Annotated in this window: 3 protein-coding genes; all 3 read left to right on the plus strand. The window is 35.6% G+C overall.

What is annotated here, in order from left to right; genetic code table 4:
• Window positions 1–413: 413 nt before the first annotated feature.
• The 3 genes from NPA10_RS01295 to NPA10_RS01305 all read left to right on the plus strand — a co-directional run bounded on the left by NPA10_RS01295 (window position 414) and on the right by NPA10_RS01305 (window position 21,153).
• Window positions 414–7,343, plus strand: coding sequence for a hypothetical protein (locus tag NPA10_RS01295; protein ID WP_256547737.1), 6,930 nt, complete (start codon window positions 414–416; stop codon window positions 7,341–7,343).
• 17 nt (window positions 7,344–7,360) lie between these two features.
• Complete coding sequence (locus tag NPA10_RS01300) at window positions 7,361–13,888, plus strand: hypothetical protein (RefSeq protein ID WP_256547738.1); 6,528 nt, start codon at window positions 7,361–7,363, stop codon at window positions 13,886–13,888.
• 377 nt (window positions 13,889–14,265) lie between these two features.
• Window positions 14,266–21,153 (plus strand): hypothetical protein, encoded by a 6,888-nt coding sequence (locus NPA10_RS01305; protein ID WP_256547739.1) that lies wholly within the window; start codon window positions 14,266–14,268, stop codon window positions 21,151–21,153.
• Window positions 21,154–21,179: the final 26 nt, after the last annotated feature.

The raw sequence follows: 21,179 nt of genomic DNA on the forward strand, positions 1-21,179 counted from the left end.
TTTTTCAGGAAAATACGGGCTTTTTTGTAGATTCTGCGCTTCGTTTTTTTGGGGTCACTTTGACCCCATTTTGGTATTAGAATACCACCATTATGGTATTAATTTATTTATAATAAAAACAAATTTATCCCGCTGCTGTTTCATTAACAATTTTTCAAAATTTAGTGAACTGTTATTAAGGCATTAAATTACTGATTTTGGCAGCATTTTTTTAGATTTTTAACCCACTGTTTTTCATGAGAAATATTGTGGGTTTTTTGATGAAGAAAACCGTTGTTTTCTTTGGCATTTTTTAGCGGTAACTGAAAAAAATCAAAATTAAGTTAATTTTGACTTTTTCCATTGCTTATTGATCGAATTATTTGAGCAGTTCATTTTTTGTATAAAAAATGAATTTAAGTTTTTTTGAGTTTATGAATTCTTCTCCTAAGCGTAATTGACGTGGTAATTTTGCAAAACTACGGCTTAATTCAGCAACCAGTTTTTTAATTGGTTTAGCAATTTTAACTTCTAGTACTGTTGCACTAACGGCTTCTCTGTATTTTGTTTCCCAAGCTTATCAAAAACAAGTCGCACTAGAACAACAAGATCCAGTTCAAACCCGACTAGCCCGGTTTCAAGCAACGGGCATGGGAGATACTAATCCGGTTGATTCCAGTCAGAATAATCATGATGATGTGAATTTATCCGCTTTTGTTGGTCGGGATTTAGCTGATCTAGAAAATTTTGTTATTGAAAATACCCATCGTTCAATTTCCTTTCAAGGTGATCTACCTAAAACGGGAATTAAGGTTGTTTCAACTAATGTTAGTTTAACGCAAACTAATGGGGTTATAACTGTTGCGAATGCTTATGACTATGTCAATCTTAAATATGTGCAATACAACCCGAAAACAAAAGAAATTAAAAATGTCAAATATGCACCACCATTAGGATTATTTAGTAACAATGAAACCGAAAATGTTTGACCAACTTTAGAAACAAGCGGAAATGAACTAGAAAAATTCTTTCCAACCCGAACAATTCGAACTACTATTGCGGCACTACTTAATAAAAGCCCCGATGGTAGTTTCACCAAACAAGAATGATTCGATGCATTCGATAAACCCAATATGACATTGGATTTATCGAATTTAGGCTTGAGTTCAATTGCTGAAATTTTTAACCCCAATCTACGCTGGGGTTTGGGAATTTATGATTTAAAAGCAAGTATAACTACTAATCCTAATTTTGAAATTCGTTACAGTGGAATTGGCACCATTAATGTTGATGATAACTTTTTAACCCACTTTCCCAACCCGAATTACAAAAACTTTCCTGGCTTAAAAACAATTCAAGCCAGCCGCAACCAAATTGAAGCGATTGGCGACTTCAATACTTTTAGTAACAACCACTATTCCACTGAATTTATTAGTGATGAAGAACTAAAAAGTCCGGTTTGAACCGCTCCAGATAACCAAAACTATTACCAATACTTAAGTGGTTTGTGAGCTGATAATGAAGTGAAAGATTTAGCTGCAGTTCAAGGAATTAAAACTTGAATTACCCAAACTTTAGCAGGAGTTAGTTATGCTGGACCAACCGCTAGTTCTAGTACTAAAACAGGAACTAAAACGGTTAATGACTACACCAGTTTTCTAGATGCTGTTTCAGCTGATCCGTTGTATTTCAAAAATAAAGATGGCACTAAATTTGTTAACCAAACTAATCCTACTACCACTAATAACAATAATAATGGGTTAGTGGCAGGAACTGATGGGCTTGTTCGCTTCGATCCGAACGCGGGTATTCGTACCAATTCAGATGGTATAGTTGTTATGAATATCAGAAATGAAATTACTTTTGATAAAGGAACTAATTTTGGTGCGGTTCGTTTAGATATCAATAAAGACATTGCGCGGATTGATTTTTCAAGCAACCGGATTGAACGCATTCCTTTATCAAAAAACATGTTTACTCATGTGAAGTTCAACAACAATCGCTTGCGTTATATTACCCCCATTGCTGCAAAACCCCTACCATGGTTTAATCACGCTGCTTATTTCAACAATATTTTAACTAATGAAGTTTACACGCAATACTTCAACCCAACTAATTGAGCCAAATATTACGATCAAACCACAGAAAACTTACCAAGAGGTTGAAACCGTGGTTCAACTGATAGTAATGATAATTTGCACATTACCCGGCTAAAAATTGGAAATGAAAACTTTACTTTACCAACTTTTTCTTTTTATGATAACCAATTACTAGATTTCTGACCCCAACAAGACACAGAAAGCAGTTGGTACACCTGACCTAAGTTAACCATTCCGACCAGCAACCGAGTCCAAGGTGCAGGCGCTAATGTTAATTCTAATGTGAATGGTTATCCCATTGGACCATGAAACCACAAAATTGGTGATGATGCTAATCCATACTATCCCTGGTTCCACCGCACTGCATTTGGCCCAACGAGTGCAATTAATCGAAATACCACGGCTCAATTTAGTACTTATTTAGGCGTTTTTGGCGCAGGAAGTTTTCTGTTTGATATTGCTGCTAATGAAACAACCCGCACGGCTTCACAGAACTTATATGGTATTTTCTTTAACCAGTTAAATGATAATAAGGCTTTAACTTATCTACAACGTTATAACAAGTCCATTGATTATAATGTGACTTTAGCCCAACAATATAGTGATCCATTCATTCTGCCAGGGTTTAATTCTGGCTCAGATGTGAGAAAAATTGGGACTACTAGTGATAGTGGAACAGTTGTTAATAACGAACCAAGTCGCAAAATTTTTGATGACCGCATTTTAAGTAATGCTTCAGACGCGTATAAATCATATAACTCCCAAGTCCCTTACATTCTGACTCGTACGCTTCCCCAAAATCATTCAGTAGCTAATTCTTGGGGGAAACAAGACGGCAGAAGTGGCAACGGGCAAACAATCCAAGCCAGTTTAGTAAATGACCAGGGTGAAGATGTTACCCCAACCGAATTTAAAAACATCGATTGGGTTAGTTTTTATGCGCAAGCTAATGGTTTAAATCATGATTTAGCATTTCAAGATTTACCAACCAATTACGAACCAAGCACCATAAGTGGCACACCAACTGGAGCTAATGCTGCAGATACTAATAATGGTAACCGGTTCTTATTAAGTGTGCTTGGTCAGATGCCATATCTAAACGGGCGCAAAAACGCTCGACCATGAACTTCGGGTTCATCCAACATCGCCCAAGGTTTGGGTAATGAATTTTTTTACACTAATGATAACGGGACTGTCACTCCCAAAACATCAACCCTGACCTTAAACATTAGTGCTCCATTACAGCAGTGAAACTATACTTACACCATTAATGTTTTAACTGACACCACTTATTTCTTAAACCCGATTAATCCCAGTCAACCAAGTGCACCAAGTTTAGGTCGAAGCCAACAAATAAATGACAACAGTGGCAACCGAACCCTAGATATTTCCCAAACCAATTTCAACAAGAAACACTATTTTGTTTCGTCAATTACCGCATCTGATTTGATTAATGGTTTTGATGAATGAGCTGTAGCTGATCGGTATGTTTCCAGTTATATTGCCAATGATAACACTTCGGTTTTCATTCGGTCGTTTGATCAAAACCGCAACCAGTTAGTGGTTGGGTTTAATGTCTTTGACCCGTTGAACAACCAAATTAAAATTGCAGATATTACATTAACTAATTTTGCAGTACAAGAAGCATTTTTAATTAGTGATAGTAATGAAATTGTCACTGATTTTGATGATCGTAATCGTGCGCCGAATACGTTTGCTCCCAAAGACACCACTGCAGCTTTAGCTTGGATTAAAAACCATCTGGGTGTGCGTTGAATTGGCTTAGCTAAAAATAGTGCAAACAACGGGGGGAATACTACGGTTCCCACAACTACAACCGGAGCAAATGCGGTTTTAAATAACCAAAATATTTACAAACTAGATCAATTAGATCACCATGAAAATTATTTAACCGGAATCTTTTTCGATAAGATCCGGGGAACTTTGTCCTTCACTTTACAAATTGGGGCTACTGCGGCAAATGGGGGGATTAATTTAGTTAGAAACTACACCATTAATTCCTTTAAAAAATTGGAATATTCCATTGATTCTACCAATGTGGCAAATGATTTATCCGCATTAGATTATACTGATGACAAACTAAAAGAATTTGTTACTTTAAAAACCTTTCAAACCATTAATGGCACTGAAGAAAATGTTCAAACTAAAAAATGGAGTGAAGCAATTAGTGATAATCAATTAGACACATATTTACCACCTGAAACCGAGTTAGGACTAGTTGATGTTAACCGCAATGGGGAAATTGGTAGTGTCGATTTTGCGGTTGTTTTACGCGAACAAAATAATTCGGGACGGGATAATTTTATTGATTTCAAACAAACTAATTTCTTTAATTTATCCAACTTTAATTCCACGTTTGCTTGAAAACAAAATAATGATAATCTTTCAGGAATTGCCTTCATTCCTTACAACCAGTATCAAGACCAACAAGTAAGTGCATTTAAAGCAGCTTTATTAGCAGCTGCAGACCAAGCTGCTTTTAGTCAACTGATTTTGCCATTGCTGGATTTAAGTGCAACTGCACCAACTTTTGGAACTGATAAACACTTAACAGCAACGACCCAAGAATTAAGTATGGCCCAGAAAAACCAATTACTAATTGGTTTTCATGCTGGGGCAAACTGGAGTCAAAATGACATTAATAATAATATCACCACCATTGCTGATGCGAATTTAGTGAGCATTAATTCCCTAACGATTAAAGGCGGTTACCGGTACGGGAAATTTTATGCGGGAACCGACCAAGCTGCACCAATCACTACTTTACCTTCGTTACTAGTTGCTTTAAAGCCCAATCTAACAACCACCCAAGCCATTTCAGATGCTTATAAGGCTTCAGCAACCCCAACGAATCAAAGTCCAACAAGTGGTTATACTGGTGGGGGTAGTTTATTCCACCATGCTTTAAGTCAAGAATGAAAAGATTTGTTACCAAGTGAATGATTAACCCAATTACGGGTGTTAAAAAACTTGCAACTTAGTCAATCAAGCACAAACCTTGATTACACCGCATATGATAATTTAACGGGGTTTTTAAACCATGTTTTAACCACTTCAACTTCTAACCCTAGTTATGGCACAACAGTTGACATCAATAATTTAGGTGGAATTTCGGTCAATAATTCCACTGGTGAAGTCGTGATTAGTGCTAACACCTTATTGATTAACAACAGTTATACTAACAACGATCGGGCCGAACGTAATTTAGTGGTGCAACCATACCAACAAGAAATTCGGTTCTTCTTAGACAACTACTTCAACCGCATTAGTGGGTTAGTTCATACAGAAGTGAAATTACCATTTACCCAAAACGCGCTTGTTAACCGCAGCTTTGGGAATGAGAGTGTGATTGGGATTATGGACTTGTTAAATGAATTACTAACTAAAGCCCAAAAATTATATGATGCATTAGATAATAACCAGCAATTAACTGTTTCAGAGCAACTAGCTGCTACCGATGCAATTAACATTCTGAAATTCCGGTTTATTGATCCGCTTTATTATGCTAACCCCGATGCGGATCAGTTCTTTGTAACCAAATTTGGAACTAATGATGTACCAAATAATCAAGTTGGTAAAATGACCCAGTTTAAAACAATTAGTTTTACTAACCAAGATCATAGTAAGGGTCAAGTTGACATTAAAGTGGTAATCGAAAACTACATTCAAGGTTTAGATGGCACGCACTTTCGACTGGGTGATCAAGAACAAACATTCCACATCACTAATGCTTTAAGTTCTTTCTTGTTACCAACTTGGAAAAACTACAACGAAAACAGCATTGTGATTGCAACTGATGATCCTAGTCTAACCTCATTAGAAGGCCAAAATGTTGCTGGGACAATCGTGAATGATGGGTTTAAAAAATATGCAGTAAAAGAATATTATGACCAACTGATAACTAAAACCAATCCGGATCATGCTGATTACATTAGTTTAACTAACCAAGATCAATTGTTTGATCTGGTCACATGAAGTTTAGTGGATAATTCAGGCATTAACATTAATCCTAACAGTGTTTATTATCAAACCGTTTTCAATAATTTAAAAGCCAGTTTAACCAATTTGAACTTGAGTTTTAACGTTCGGAAATCTGATATTCAATACAGCGAGAAAAACGAACAAATTTATTTATTCAATCCGTTCTTGAGTTTTAATCCTAAGGAAATGAACCTTAGCCAAGTTCAATTACTGAGCGTTATTTTTGATCCCAATAAAACAAAACCTAATTTAATTGATCCCCAAGGTAATTACCAAAACGTGAATTTAAATAGCGTCATCTTACAAGGCTTTAAACGCCAACCATTACTAATTACGCGTAAAGATGATCAAGCTTCTGACTTTTTAATCAACTTTGATAACGAATGGAAAAGGGCTAATCAGCTAACTGGTTCAGAAATTTTAAGTTGGTTAAAAGCCAATTCCAACCAACGAACCAAGATCAATAATTTTTTACAATCATTCTTTAATGTGCAAGGATTTTCCCGGGCGGATAATCCGTTATTACTAGTTTTAAATCCTGCACTTCTTGCATTATTAGCTCAAGATGTTCCAGCTGCAGCGCTAAATCAATTTTTAGAAATTAATGAAGGTTTAGGTGAATTTAGTTTTTTAGCAAACAGTATTCAAGTGGTTAATAGTTACCAGTTACCTGATCTTAATATTCATGCTGAACCAATTAATATTACCACTTTCTTAGCTAACCAGCAAACTGCTCCAGTAACCTTAACTAATTTGCAACTAGTTAACACCCAAGTTTTAGCTAATGATCAGTCAGCAGTAACTAATGGGTTAATTAGTGCGGGAGTGAACCAAGATATTCGGGCGGCAACAAATTCATTAGCATCGGATAATTTTGCTTTAGCTTACCGGTACTTACAATTAAGCCAAGCCATAACTTCAGATACCACTAACCAACGTTTAGTGATCACGGGAATTCATTCGGATTTAGCAGCCGGACAAATCATTATTGATTATGAAATCCAGAATGCCTTTGTTAATGGCAAAATTATGAACTTACAAAAACAGTATGTGATTACCGGATTTAATTCTAATTCCAATAATTTCTTAACCACCCATCTGCCCTGAATTATTGTACTAATTCTAATTGCAGGATTGGGTTTATACTACGGGATTTGACGCCATCAACGCACCACTAACAGCATTAAATATGCGGGTCAAAAACGCACTAAAGTGCGTTTATTCAGAACAACAACTACTAAATTAAGCAAGAAGAACAAATAATCAGGAGCGAAAAAAACATGACTAAAAAATTAAAATTTTTCGCTGGTAAATGACTTTATTCCAGCCTAATTATTTTGGGTTTAAGTACCATTACCACTTTCAGTTTGACTTGAAATGAAGTGGGCAAAATGCACCAGCATTTCACCAATTCAATAATTCGCCAACAAGCTGAAGCAACTAGTGGACCAACTGTTGATTACATTAGCTGGGATGATGATACTCCCCGTCGGATTATTGATCTTTTTCCTTCTTCCCGATTAGCTAATCGGGTGTTAATTGCTTTACGAGCCACTAATACGAATGGTCAAGATCCCTATAGTTTAGGGGTGAATTCCAACTTCACTAAAGAGGCAATTAAACAAGTTAAATTACTGAATTTAAACGGGTTAAATTTAACCGAAATTGATGCCATTTTAAACCCTGCTTTAAGTTGGGATAATTTGTGAAGTATTGATTTATCGAACAATCATTTTGGGAATTATGAGATCAAATTCAATAAAACCAAAATGCCTAAGTTGTACAAAATTTTAGCAACAGGATCCCACTTAGAAAAAATGATTGATGTTTCTTCTTATGTGGAAGATCCGTTTGATAAAACTACTGCTGACCAAACTGATGCACGCGCTAAAGCCCAAGCCCAGTATGATAACCCAATTCGTACCAACGTGCCCCGTTATTTTGATGTCGCATCCAATAATATTCGCGAAATTCCGAAATACTTTTTAAAGATTAATTTAGCTTATTTAAACATTAGTAACAACAAACTCGGAGCAGGAAGTACCACTGATCCGATGGGGGTTTATGCAACCCCGTGATACTCTTTAAAAACAACTAAAAATACTGCGGGATTATTGAGTATTCAAGACCCTAGCATCCGTGGGCCATACGGCATTGATATTTATAATTCCGGAGCGAAACAAGCTGATAATCCCAGTGAATACAAATACACTGATGAACAAGTTGCCCGCTGACGCCAATCCCCCTGGCCAATTCGGGGCTTAACTTTTGGGAACTATAACGACCAACCCGCAGCCGATGGTAGTTTAGACAGTGGGGTAACTACTGGCACTGGCACGACAAAAGATAGCGGGCAAAAACTCCCGTTCTTTAGTTTTTCAAACAACAATTTAGTTGCCCCAATGGTGTTTCGAAATGGTAATGTTGATTTTGATCCAACTTCTGCAGTTTCCCCCCAGCAAAAAAGTGTTAATGTTTATGCGGGATTAAATGATTATCAAAAGTCTAGTTATAAAACAGCTCAAGACACAATTATTGCTGAAGCCAAAACCAGAAATGATGCTAATAATCCGAATGCTAACGCCGAATTATTAGTGCCCCAGCCCGATTCAATTTTTCCGTTCATGACGTTAAACACTTGATCCCGCGCCTTTGATCGGGGTGGTTATTTATACTCCCGATCGCTTCTAGGGGTTTATGCGTTCCGCTCTTTTAATGGTTATGGTTTGTTTGAACAAACCCAAGATTCCCGACCTAATAATCAAGAGGGAAATGACTGGGATAATACTGCAGAAAACAACACCAATCCCGAACAAGAATATGCGGGTACAACGGCATTAACTGGGGGCACAGGCATTCAGTGAAAAGTACCGAAAGCTTCTGATTTTGGCAAAACTGATGCCAGTGGAGCTTGAACTAATTTATTTGGCAGTGCAACAACTAGTTTTAAAGATTTTTTAGACGGAACTAATAACGGCAAAAAAACCGGGTTCTGGGGTACGAAACAAGTAAACACTGCTGCAGCGACCAAAATGAGTTTTACTGATCCAAATGACCAAACTTATTTTGGGCGATACAAACCCTTCCGTACGTTTTTAGTAACAGCCAAATCGTTTGCTAAATCAGCACGTGATAGTGCCTTATCTGGCAACATTTATGATAGTAATTTATTTTATGATGCCCAAAATTATGAAAACTATAATGCCCAAATTAGTTTAACTCCTTCAGGAAACAATCGCTCTGCTTTAGCAGCTAATTACAGTGAGCTTTATGTGCCTTTTACCACAACTAATACTTCAGCAACAGTGAAACATTTTGCAGACTACTTTGGTAACCGCGCTTTACAAGTAACGGGGTTAGCTCCAGAAACTTGGTTATCTAATATTGACCGCTCCAGTAGTTTTGGAATTCCCACAACAGCTGCATTACCTTACAATTCTTCATTAGTACTAAACAATGGGTTATACACATATGCAAGTAATTTTAATGTTGTGGATTCAGTTCAAACTGCTTTTAGTGATACCAATAATTTTGCAACTTCAACTAGTGCAACTACGGGATTAGATTTATCTGAGTACCAAAATAAATTTCCGCAAAATGTCGAAGTGAGCGACATTCTTAATGGCAATGCTAAATTCTGAAAATCTAATAACCAGTTTGATCAAGTCTACATGTTGCGACTAAATCCCCAAGATGTTGTTTTAAGTTATGATCCAGAGGCTGGATCATTAACTTATCAATTCCGGATTTACTCACCTGGATACTCCCGACAAGGCCGGTTGCTACAAGCGAATGATGCTAATGCAACCCCAGAAAAGAATGCAACCCCAACCATTGATATTCAAGTTAATCAAACCGTAACTGGGTTTGCCCAAGCTGAAATTCAGAAGGAAAATAATGCTGGTAATTTTGAAACATTCAGTTCTAGTGCAATTACTGATCCAACCAATACTTTGGAGTACCAAGTGCCCAAAAGTATTGCGGATCGGGTAACTAACATTGAAAATTATAGTTTGATTGATGCTACTAGTATTGCTAAAACGTTTAAAACCAATTATTTAGGTAATAAAGCCAAACCGAATGTAACTAAAGCAGAAATTGAAAATAACCAAAGTAGTTTGGTTGAAGTTGATCCCCAATGAATTAGTGAAATCACTAAAAACCAGGTTGATGGAACAATTCAGTTTAAAATGGCAATTCCCGATTACACCTTTGAAAACGGGATTAATTTTGCTTATCCTGAAAAACTGAAAACAACAGTTTATAAATGAACCGGTTTACCTAAAACTAATACGACAGTGATTGGTAAAAATATTGCTGATCCAAACGGAGTCCAAACCTTTGTTGCAGATAGTTTTACAACTGCTGATAAACGCAATTTATTTAACCAAATCATTCGCAAACCACCAAGTCAAATTACAGCAGCAGAAATCTTTCAATTAGGCGCAGTTGAAACTGATGTTGCAACTTGAAATGTAGTTAATGCCACTAATGCAGCGAATTATTTTGAATTGTTTCCCAATAATGCCAATGGTTCTTTATTGTGACAAGTGAAAATTCCGGGTGATCCAACTAACGGGATTCCCGAACAACGGATTAGTGTCTTATGAGAACACTTGTTTGATCAAAGCACCACCATTACTTGAAAACCCCAAGCAGTTTTACAAAACTTCTTTTTAGGAAAAACTCCTGAAGAAATTAAAATTGAATTTAAAACTGATCCCGAAAGATTCATTACCGTTGTTAACAAGCCAACTACTGCTAAAATCACTGCCAATGATTTGGTCTTTGCTAGTGACCAGTCGCAAAATTTTGTCATTAATGTTAACAATGGTCAAATTCGGTTCGCTAATTTACAACTGAAAAACTACTATTTAAACGGGAATAAATATATTAACGGATTGATTGAAAATCACAGCAATAGTACTCCAACTTACCTGACGATTCCCGTGTCCCCCAACTATCAAGGCCAACGTCCAGTTGCAACAGTAACTTGAAAACCTGATGCACAAATTTTACAAGCAATTAAGGATTATTTGAAAACTAATAATTTAGTCCAAGTTGATCCAAACCATCCCGATCTAACTACAGTTGATCAAGTGTTAGATGCCATGAATGTTTATGATTACAAACAAGCTTTAGTGAATCATAATATCAACCTAATTGACCTTGACTTATTTACTTTAGCCCACATTAGTAAAAGTGATTACCAACAAACTGGTAATCTGAACCAAAACATTGATGTTGATAATCGTACAGGGAATCTAACTTTTAAAAACCTAAGATTCATTAACTGGCAAAACGATAATAGTTTCACCACTACAGAACACACTTTAGCACCTAAAGTGGTTCAAGCTAATCCGGTTGTGAACAGTTTTGTTTGGGCGAATAATGTAAGTCCAGGGTTAATTAATAAAACCGTATTAGAAGTCGCAACGATTTTACAATCACCAACCCAAGCTCCAGCTTATATTGATGCTTTAAATGTGGGGGTTAAAACGTTTGATGCTAACAACATCATGCAAAATGGTTACCGAGTTGATCCCACTAAAATTGAGATTGATATCCAAAAGGGAACGGTGCGGTTTAACAGTGGTGCAGTAACCGTAACTAATTTCATTACAGCAGCAGGTCAAACAGGCAGTGATCATGTTGTGACTGAAGCAAAAACTTATAGTTTACCCAACAAACTTTCGACTAGTTATTTAGTTAACAACAACATCAGTTCACCAAACGGCTTTAAAGATGATTATGCCAACTTCTATTATGGATTTCGGTACAATGCAGCCCCAACTACAACCGAACATAAAGCGTTAATCGATCAAGAAGTGGCTGCTTTAAATGCCCCTAATTTAGTTAACCAAACTGCAGAAGCAGGCGCAAATATTTTACGCCGGTGGTTAATCGATAATAACACAGCCCGAATTAGTCCAGTCGATCTAGCCCACATTAACAGTTTAAAAAATCAAGCAACTGATGCAACAGTTCGGGCTGCTGTCTTCAATAATTTCTTTTATGTGCCCAATTTTTTAGGGTTTGTTAATTCTCCCGTGGCATCTGGAGTGAACCGCACTTATTTGATTGCTGAACGAATTGAAAACTCTAGTTTAGATTCAGCAATTTTAATTATTCGGAATCCGTTCATTGTTAATTATTTAAACAACGGAATAACTTCGATTCATCCAATTAGTAACCTAATTTTCAGTGGTTTTTTACGGAATGGTACCACAATTAGGTTTCACAAATACCAAAACCAAACCGTGCCCGAACAATTAAGTAGTGGGGAATTTAGTGCCAACTTCTTACCTAATTTATGAGCTAATGCTGATGCGGCTGCAGTGAAAGCTGATTTAGATTTCTTCACAGCTAACCGGAATAATCCAACAGTAAAAACCACTGACCGGTGACGCGATATTCAAGCGGCCTGAATTAGTACTTTTACCCCAACTAATGTCCCTTATGGTGGGGCTTATGATACAAGTGTTGTTTATCCATTAGATATTACCATTTCTAATGGGGAACGCACTTTAAAAGTGAATAAACTCCTGTTCCCATTATTTGCAAGCACCTTAGATCGAACCAATCCAGTTCTTAGTGACTATGAAACTCCAGCTTCTGAAATTTGGTATTTAAATGCGGGAGCAAACACCCAGTTAGTTGTCAACCCAGTAGCTACTTATGAAGAATTGCTAAACCAATCTCCGCTTGTATTATTGCAACAATTAGGTTTAGTTCCTGGAGTCCAAACTGATTCAGCTAAAGCGTTCCAACAGTTTTTAGCTTTAAAAGTTTACTCATTATTAAATGGCGCTCATTCGGTGTTAACTAATAATGTCAATGGGACTAATTTATTAGGTCCAGTGGGCCATATTGGTAAAATTGAAATTACCAAAAGCGATTTAGTTTTAAGGGAGATCCAAATCAGCACCCCATGAATTGCGGGTCAGATTGGGGCCACTTTAACTTTTGATGATATTCATTTAAGCTTTCGCACTTATTCAACTGAACTTTATCCGAATAACACAGTAACAATTGTGCAGTGGTTAGCAAAAACTTTTGGTGGACAAAAATCAGTGGCCGAATTATTATTTGAATTTAGCCAAGCCATTGCTGATGGGCGGTTTGATGAAGTTGCATTTAACCAAATGCTACAACAAGGTGATGGCTTCTTCTTTATTCATTCAATCTTTAATGATCCATTAACCCAAGCTCGTTTAAACCCGGCTGTGAAACTTAAAGATGCAGTTCAAATTGATGTAATAAATGGGATAGTGAGTTTTAAAGATTTACAAATTCTCAACGGGTATTTAGATAATCTGCCCCAAAAAGACCAAATCATTAATGTACCCCCAATTCAGTTAACTGTTAGTTCTAATTTCAATACCGAATTTCGTTTTGATGTTGAACAATTACGCAGTGATCCGGATTTAATCCAATTAAAACCATCAGAAATTCAAACTTGATTACTGGCTCATCCCGAACGCTTACAAGCCTTAGTTCATTTTCCTGAAGCATCCCAACAACTAGAACAACCTGATATTAGTGTTCAAGCTAATGACATTTTGGGCCGGGTTTATATTGAACTAAGTTTCCAAAACTTTTATGAAAATGGTCAAAATTTAGGCCATAAAAACTTCACTTATACTTTAGACTCGTTAAAAAACGAACTAGGTTTAGTCCTTGGTCCAGTTTTAGGGGGCAGTGGTGCTGTTGGTTTAGCTGGTTTAGCTTATTATTTCTGAAGACGCAAACACTTGGGTGGGAAGAAGTTTTATATGGCCCAAACAATTGTGAACGAGAAAAAATAGCACAATTCAATGTCAAACCATTTAATTGATTAATTCTGAATTAAAAACAACCACTTGCATCAAGCAAGTGGTTTTTTGTTCTTTCAACCAGAGTAAAACCCATTCAATCACGTTTTTTAAATTCTTGTTATATGCAATGCCAATTTAAGTGCCAAAAGCGATTTAATTCGTTTAAAAAGGCCATTAAATTTGGTTATGGTAAAATTGGGGCAATATCACCGATATTTTTTACATTCTCACTAAATGTTGTAACTTTTTTTAATCAATGCGTGTTCAATGGGGTAATTGAACATGCGCTTTGTGACATTAACTTCTCTTTTTTTGTTTTTTAAGGTTACAAGTCGTTATCGTTTTTTATTTATCATCTGCATTTATTTATGAATCGAAAATTCAAAAAAATGCTGTTGGGATTCGCTGATCAATACCGCTTTTCTTTATCAGCGAATTGATTAATTAGTTTCGCTACTCTAACATCTAGCATTACTGCTTTTGTTAGCTCTGCTTATTGAGTCGAGCAAGCATACCAAGCTCAGTTAGCAGCTGAGCAATTTGACCCAGTGCAGGCTCGGGTTGCTCGTATTACTCAGTCTGGTCAAGCAACTGTGCCGGGGGGGGGGTCATCTACCACTAATCCAGCCGTAGATACTGATTTAAGCGGGTTTTTAGGTCGCGATTTAGCTGACATTGAAAATATCATTATTGAAAATGATTCTAAAGCCATTTCGTTTCGTGGCGATTTACCTAAAACCGGCATTCGGGCGGTGGCAACTAATGTTAGTTTGACCAAAAGTGGTCAAACAATCACTGCTAACGCTTATGATTATGTCAATCTAAAATACGTTCAATACAACAAAAAAACAAAAGCTGTAACTAATGTTAAATTTGCTCCACCACCAGGTTTGTTTAATTTGAACGAAGCACAAAATAACTGACCCACACTTGCAGAAACTGATAACCAGTTATCTAATTTTTTTCCAACCCGGGGAATTCGCAGTGCAGTTGCCACTATTTTAGGGAAAAGTCCAACTGATACTTTTACTAAAGCAGAATGATTTAATGCTTTTGATAAAACCAATATTACCCTTGATTTATCGAACCGCGCATTAAGTTCCATTGCTGAAATTTTTAACCCCAACCTGCGTTGGGGTTTGGGGATTTATGATTTATTAGGCACGGCTAATTTTCAACCTTTAGAAGGTAGTAATGTTAATTTAGAAATTCGTTACACGGGCTTAAGTACATTAATTGTTGATGACAACATTTTGACTCATTTTCCCAATCCGAATTACAAAAATTTTCCGGCCTTAAAAACAATTCGGGCCAGTAAAAACGCCATCCAAGCAATTGGAAATTTCAATACTTTTAGCAATAATCATTACTCTACTGAATACCAGAGTGATACTGATTTGCAAGCGACTTCATCACCCGCTAAGAGTTCAGAAAATTACTACCAATACTTAATGAGTTTATGGGCTGAAAGTTCAGATGTTAAAGACTTACAATCTGTTAAAGGAATTAAGAAGTGATTAACAACTACTTTACCTAGTGTTAATTATGCAGGAAGTAGCAATAGTTCAGTGAGTAAATCTGGTGCTAAAACTATTACTGATTATGCTAGTTTTTTAGATGCAGTTTCAGCCGATCCGTTTTATTTTAAAACAAGGGATGGTGATAAATATGTCAATCAAAAAAGTCCCAATACTTCCAACAATAATAACAATGGAATGACTGCTACAAGTGATAGTGTTATTCCCCATGATCCTAACAGTAACATCACCACTAATGCCAACGGTACTATTGTTGCAACCCATCGAGCTAGTACCAACACTGATGTCACTTTAGATAAAGGGATCAATTTTGGGGGAGTAAAACTAGATCTTTCCAAAGATATTTACCGACTTGATTTTTCTAACAACCAAATTGAACGCATTCCGTTATCTAAAAACATGTTTACTAATGTTGATTTTAGTAATAATCGGTTACGCTACATCACCCCAATTGCGGCTAAACCTTTACCATGATTTTATGGTTTGATTTACATAATTGCTAATTTCGATTCAACTGCTTACAACTTATTGAATCCAACTAAATGAACTAATTATTACAATCAAGAAAATGACAATAAACCAAATGGTTTTGATAAAGGCAATGACACGCGGGCGTTTGACAGTTTCCGACTTGGTAATGCAACATACACCCTGCCAACTTTTTCTTTTTATGGTAATCAATTACTAGATTTCTGACCCCAACAAGATACGGATAGTAGTTGATACACTTGACCGAAAATAACAATTCCTAATTCCAAACGAATTGGGAACACTGGAGCAACTGTTAACTCTAATGTTAATGGTTATCCAATTAGTCCGTGAAACCGACAAATTGGTGGTACTACTGAATTTTATCCCTGATTTCACAAAGTTTGAATTGGACCTAATGACGGGGAACGTTTATTTGCTACTTATTTAGGGGTTTTTGATGGTAATTTCATTCATAATATTGTGCCATCAAGTATTTCAACGCGTGCTAGTGGTAATAATTTATACGGTATTTTCTTTAACCAGCTAAACGATAATAAAATTTTGACTTATCTGCAAAGTTATAGTAAGACAATTAATTACAATGTAACCTTAGCTAAAAACAACAGCAACGAAAAGTTTATTTTACCTGGGTTTAATACTACGGAATTAAAGCAAATTGGAACAACAAATTCGCCAACTACAAGTTCTAGTTCTGGAAGTGATATGAATCCAGAACGAAAAGCTTTTGCTGATGATATTTTAAGTACGAGTTCAGATGCTTACAAATCTTATAATTCCCAAGTCCCTTACATCTTAACCCGCACCTTACCCCAAAACCATTCGGTTACTAATTCTTGAGGCAGACAAGACGGGCGAACCGGAACCGGCCAAAAAATTAATGTGCAATTAATCAACCAAAACAAGGAAGATGTAGCTGATGCTAACTTTAAAAACATTGATTGGGTTAGTTTGTATGCTAATGCAAATGGCTTACAAAATAATTTGGCTTTTCAAGAACTGAATGGTAGTTATCAACCATCAGCAAGTAATGGTTTGCCTACTACCACTCCTCAAGGACAAACTGCAATAACCAATAATGGCTATAAATTTCTAACTGAAGTTTTAGGGCAATTGCCTTATTACAATGGTCGGAAAAATGCTTCTCAATGAACTGGTGCAACAGGAAATAAATCAACCGGTTTAGACTTAACCCAGTTTGCCACTATTACTGGTGAAAATGCGGTACCACTTTCACCATCATATAACTTAATTATTTCCGCACCTAATCAAGAATGAACTTATCGGTACACCATTAATGTGTTAACTGATACTAGTTATGTTTTAAATCCAAAAGATGCAAATGCAAGTGATAGTGCCAGAAGATATGATGTTTCTTCTAATGTCAATTTTCCTCACCGGTTTAAGTTTGCTTCAACCGTTACCACAACTGATTTAGCCAATAATATTGACCAGTGAACTTCTGGGACAGCATACATTCAAAACTACATTCGTAATGACGCTAAATCATTGATCATTAAAAGGGTTGATTTAATCAATAACGAAATTGTAGTTGGTTTCAATGTGAATGATCCAAACAATAATAAAATTGCAATTAACGATATTACATTAACTGGTTTTGCCACTCAACAAGCATTTTTAATTAATAACGATAAACAAATTAATTCCTTTGATGATCAAGATAATGCTCCAAATGAATTTGCGCCTAAAAATCGTGAAGCAGCAATTACTTGAATTAAAAATCACGTAGGAATTCGGTGAATTGGTTTGACTAAAACAGATAATAGTTTAACCACTAATCTGAGTACGACTGCTACTAGTGGCAGTTTAAGTAGGCAAAACATTTATAAATTAAATGAATTAAGCAATCCAGAAAATTATATTAGCAGTGTCTTCTTTAACAAAAATGATGGAACTTTATCATTTACCCTCCAAGTGAATGCTAACGCAAGTAATGGGGGAATTAACTTAGTTGAAAATCACACTATTACCACTTTTAAAAAATTCACTTATTCAATTGATACTTCAACAGCAGCAAAAAACTTAAGTGCATCAGAATACACTGATGAAAAATTAAAAACATTCGTTACTCTAAAAACTTTTCAAACCATTGGTGGTCAAGAAATGAATGCTTCATCCAAAGTTTGACCAACAGATGAAAGTGAATTAAAACAATTCTTACCCCCAGAAACCCAATTAACATTAACCGATATTAACCGGAATGCTGAAGTCGGCAGTGTTGATTTTGCAGTTAGTTTATTTGAAAAAAATGCTGATGGCACTAATGGTGATTTAATTGATGTAAAAACAGCCAGTTTTTTTGGTTTATCCAATTTCAATTCTGCATTTAATTGAAAACAAAACAATGATCGAATATCGGGGATTGCTTTCATTACCCATAGTGAATATCAAAATAAACCAGTAGCTGAATTTAAAAAAGCACTAGTAGAAAGTGTTATGAATGCAACTAAATTTAATGAATTAATTCTGCCATTATTAGATTTAACTGCAAGTGCACCAACTTTTGATACTAATAATAATTTATCAGGTGCCTCATCACTAACTGAAGAACAGAAAAAACAATTAATGATTGGGTTTCATGGCACAACTAGTTTAAGTGCTGCAGATGTTAATACCAATGTTACAACTAGAGATGATGCGAATTTAGTTGGCATTAACTTTTTAACAATTAAAGGGGGTTATTTACACGGTAAATTTTATGCCGGATCTGAAGCTGGCGCACCGGTTAATAATTTACCATCATTATTAGTGGCTTTAAAACCAAATACAACCCAAAATCAAGCGATCAATAATACTTATAAAACATCTGCTAGTCCAACAACTACTACCCCAAGTGCTCAACCAAATTCGGGTTATACTGGTGGGAATAATTTATTCCATGATGCATTAAGTCGGGAATGAAAAGATTTATTACCCAGTGAGTGATTAGCCCAACTAAGAACTTTAAAAAACCGCCAAGCCAGCCAATTAATCAGTCAAGTTAACTACCAGAAATATGATACTCTCACTGGCTTTTTAAATCATGTTTTAACAACTTCTACTTCGAATACTAGTTATCAAACCCATGTTGATATTAATAACTTCAGTGGGATTGAAATTAATAATTCCACGGGTGAAGTGAAAATTGCGGCTAACACTTTAGTTATTCATAATGTTTATAATGATATGACTAAAGCTGAGCGCAGCTTAACTCCCCAACCTTATGCCCAGGAAATTAGTTTCTTTTTAAGCAACTACTTCTTCCGGATTGATGCAAAAACTAAAGAACAATTACCATTTGCTGATAATGAGGCCGTGAATCGTACTTTTGCTAATGAAAGTGTGTTAGGGATCATTAACCAATTAGATGATTTATTAACCAAAGCTCAAAAACTTTACAATAATTCGATAACTTTATCTGGGGCTGATTTATTAGCTGCTGAAGATGCGATTAACATTTTAAAATTCAAATTCATCAACCCGATTTATTACACTAACCCCGATGCCGAACGTTTCTTTACCACCCAATTTAGAACCCAAGACGTGGCATCAACTTATGTAAATCAAATGACTAAATTCACTAAATTAGACATTAGTAATCCTGATTATAATGGGGGTAGTTTAAATGTTACAGTCACTGTGGAAAATTACATTGAAGGATTTGATGGAACTCATTTCACTTTAAAAAACAAAACAACTACTTTTCAAATTACTAATACTTTAGGAGTATTTTTATTACCCAACTGAAACAACTTTAGTGAAAGTAATTTAAAAATTCGTACCGATGATCCAACCCTAACTAGTTTAGATGGCGAACAAAGTACGGGTACAGTAACTAATAACCAATTCCAAACTTGATCAGTTAAAGATTATTATGATCAACTGATGACTAAAACTAATCCCAATAATGCAGACTACATCACATTAAATAATTCTGATCCGTTATTTGATTTAGTGACTTGACGTTTGGTCGATAACACCGGAATTGAAATTAATAACCAGAATTCAAAATACCAAGAAGCTTTTCAAATTTTGAAAAGCCAGTTGAATCCGTTTGCACCAACATTTAATGTACGAAAACAAGATGTTTATTACAGTGCGAAGAATGAACAAATTTATTTACTTAACCCCTTCTTACATTTCAATGTAGTCGATGCTAATCAACGACAAATCGAAATTTTAAAAAATATTTTTGACCCAAATAAAACCACTGAAGAACTAATTGATAATTTCAATAATTATCAAACCGTCGGTTTGGGCAATGTGATCTTACAAGGGTTTAAACGCCAAACCATTGTGATTCAGCCCCAAGATTACAATCAGGATAATTATCAACTAAATTTAAATGGTACTTTGGTAGCAGTAAACCAACTTTCAGGTGCAGATATTTTAGGCTGATTAAAAACTAACTTAAATGAACCAGCCGCAATTAATACGTTTTTACAATCCTTCTTACAAGTTCAAGGTTTTTCCCGCCCAACTAATCCCCTATCTTTAGTTTTAAACCCCCAATTTGCTCAATTGTTAGCTGTGGATACTCCCGTGGAACAATTGACTGATTACATCCTAATTAATGATGGTTTGGGTGAATTAACTTTTTTAACCAATAGTATTCAATTAGTCAATAGTTATCAAACTAATCTTGATGATGTTAATCCTCACCCAGTTAATTTAACAACCTTTTTAGCTGATCCTAACCAAGCAGAGATTAAGTTGACCAAACTAAAATTAGTTAATTCTCAAGTCCTAACTGAATCAACTGAACAAATTACAAATGATTTAGTTCGTCAAGGTTTTCAAGCTAATATTCGCGACGTAACCAAAGCTTTAGAAAATGATGATTTTTCTTTAGCCTATCGGTATTTACAATTGGGCCAAATTTTAGTGAGCGATGATAACCAACAACAATTAATTATTCGTCAAATCCATTCGGATTTAGTGAATAACCGAATCGTTATTGATTATGAAATTAAAAATGCGTTTGTCAATGGTCGCATTCAGAATTTACAAAACCAATTAATTTTGACGGGGTTTAATTCTAATTCCCAACTATTCTTAAAAATCCATTTACCATGAATTATGGTTTTACTAGTTGTTTTAACTATGGGAATCTATTATGGCATCTGACGTTATCGTCATGCAACTAATAGCATTAAATTCATGCAAAAAACAACTCACCAATCCCGTTCACGAACGACTAAATTACAGAACAATAAAACCAAAAAATAGGCACCAGTTGGGGTTTTAAACTCAAA

The sequence above is a fragment of the Mycoplasmoides fastidiosum genome, assembly GCF_024498275.1.
Taxonomy (GTDB): domain Bacteria; phylum Bacillota_I; class Bacilli_A; order Mycoplasmatales; family Mycoplasmoidaceae; genus Mycoplasma_N; species Mycoplasma_N fastidiosum.